2 protein-coding genes and 1 pseudogene are annotated in these 2,285 nt (G+C 44.9%); all 3 read right to left on the minus strand.

Translation table 11 applies throughout. The annotated features are described in order from the left end of the window. A pseudogene (locus BMZ51_RS24600) lies at positions 1-396 on the minus strand (IS6 family transposase); the annotation flags it as partial. An 81-nt stretch (positions 397-477) separates the two neighbouring features. Next, complete coding sequence (locus tag BMZ51_RS23515) at positions 478-1,347, minus strand: hypothetical protein (RefSeq protein WP_139201483.1); 870 nt, start codon at positions 1,345-1,347, stop codon at positions 478-480. Between the two features lie 16 nt (positions 1,348-1,363). Further along, positions 1,364-1,648 carry a hypothetical protein gene (locus BMZ51_RS23520; protein WP_074882420.1) on the minus strand — a complete coding sequence of 95 codons (285 nt, stop codon included), beginning with the start codon at positions 1,646-1,648 and terminating at the stop codon, positions 1,364-1,366. Positions 1,649-2,285 lie beyond the last annotated feature (637 nt).

Genomic DNA, 2,285 nt, shown 5'->3' on the forward strand with positions numbered 1-2,285 from the left:
TTGGAGCAACGCCTTGCTTCGATAAAAGACGGGTCAACAAGCGCCTCGCAGCCTTGGTATTGCGCCGTTTTTGAAGGATTTCGTCCAGAATGTAATCATCCTAATCAACTGCCCGCCACAGGTAGTATCGTTGGTTCTGGATCTTGATCACAACCTCATCAAGATACCAGATATCCGAGCTTTGTGCTCTTTTGCGGCGTAACTGACGAGTGTAAGTTGGCCAAACTTGATCCCCCACTTGCGGATGGTTTCATAGGACAGGGTTAAGCCGCGCTCCAGCAGCATCTCCTCAACCTAGCGCAGGCTGAGGGAGAAGCGGTGATAGAGCCAAACAACGTGAGCGATAATTTCGGGTGGAAAGCGATGGCGTTTGTAACTGATCGGAGCACAAGTCATGTTGCCCAACTACCAATCGGAGCTGGAGCCAAAGTTAACTTGATAACACCAATCCATCTCCCTAAAATTCAAGATTATATATTACGCCAGCAGCTGCTGGAGACCTTTGACCCACTTTAGAGCCTGTTCCGGAACTTCATCGCGCCAAGAAACATACAGGTCTGCGCAGAGAATACCTTCAACTTCAGAACGGGTGGGATGAAGTCCGCGAGCTCGAAGTTGAGACAAAGAAAAATCATGTTCCTCGCGGCCGGTACAACGTCGCTGATGGAACTGTTGGTTCGGCAACCTGGCGGTGTTGTAACCATGTTGCTTCAACGCCTTTGCGATGTTCGAGTAGTCGAACATGCGCAAAACATAGGATATGGTCATTAAAGGGAGAGAGTTCCCCATAAATGGCAGAATCGTGTTAAAGGTGCGTTCTGTGATATAACCCACACATCCGGTCGAAAGGATCACATCAATTGAGCCTAGAGCTTTGATAGGTATTTGATCAACGCCTACATTTGAATCAGAGTGTTCGTAGTCAGCGCTCCATCCATCACTAATCGCCCGGGATTCAATAGCGTACTTCACAGCCTCGTCTGCACTGTCAAACCCAAAAAAATTCAAATTTGATTGAGCATCTCTTTCAGTGTATAAACGTTTGTCACGTGTGATTATTTCGCCTCGATTTCCTGTGATTGCGTAAAGCTCATACAATTCATCAAGGCGCATTCCATACTTTAGAACGGACGAATTTACTCCATAAGAACAACCAATATCTAGTATATTAAAATTTTCTTCTTGTTTAAAAGACAATAACTCCAATAAATACATAGTCATCTCGGCACTCGATTCCGGAATACTATAACCGCTTCCCTGCATGGTTTGAAAATAAAGTGAAGGCGTACAATTATTGTATACCTTTGTAAAATCAGATTTTCCTTCGTTAATCTTATCGAAAATCATTACGACCACCTTGTTGTCAACAATAGAAACTTGGAGTAATGAGGCGTTGTTGCATAAGGGAATTATCTAACAGAACATGCGGGAATACAGAGCTATTCTTGCGCTTAAAACAAGCAGCATTATGCAAAAAATGTCTGGTTTGGTGTGGGATTATTCTATTATGCAACAACGCCCCATTAATGCGCTCGTCTGCCGAAAATCCTGTGACCAGCAGTTGCGCATCAGGCAATGCAGGCGCAACAAAAGTAAAAGCGAGATCTTGTTGTTCGTAGAGCTGGGGCAATTGTGTAATTGCATTCATAGTAAACTCGCAGGCAAATGTAAAAAGAGCTATAACTGAATCTGGTGTACGGGGCTTTTGAGATGGCAGGGCACCTGGTTGAATGTTTGATTAGCAAACCAACGTTCCAACCATTAGGAGATACGCCACCATGGATGAAACTAATGTTCTTGAGCTTCCCTGTCAAAGCACTGTTTTTGATGATCCGCTGACGAAGTTGCTGCGCGAAGGGGCTATGAAGGGTGCCGTCAACTTAACTTAAATTCGACCGCAAGAGCTGTGACCGATGCGCTACCCATTCCTTTTCTTGGTTTAAAAACAAGCGGTTTAGTTTTGACGAACTCTACATAAATTTCTTCATCTTGCGCGCAGAATGCTTCAAGATCGGATAAACCTAGGGCTTTAAGGCGAGCCCTTAGAGTAAATTTGTCGAGAATTTCTTCGAGCACCTTAGGAGTGTTTGTAGGCAGCCCTATCCGCTCCCTGAGAGTTGCCTCAGTTAGGCGCTATCAACTTAACCTGAAATTGGCCGCAATAGTTTTCTCCAGACGCATTTTAGGCGTTGACCTGAGACCCAAGTTTCCTCCAGTTTTTGTGAGGATCCATTGTTTGTATTCAAGCCTTATGCGGCTATCATTTCCAGCCCTATCTGCCCGGC

The organism is Pseudovibrio axinellae (assembly GCF_900110875.1).
GTDB lineage: Bacteria > Pseudomonadota > Alphaproteobacteria > Rhizobiales > Stappiaceae > Pseudovibrio > Pseudovibrio axinellae.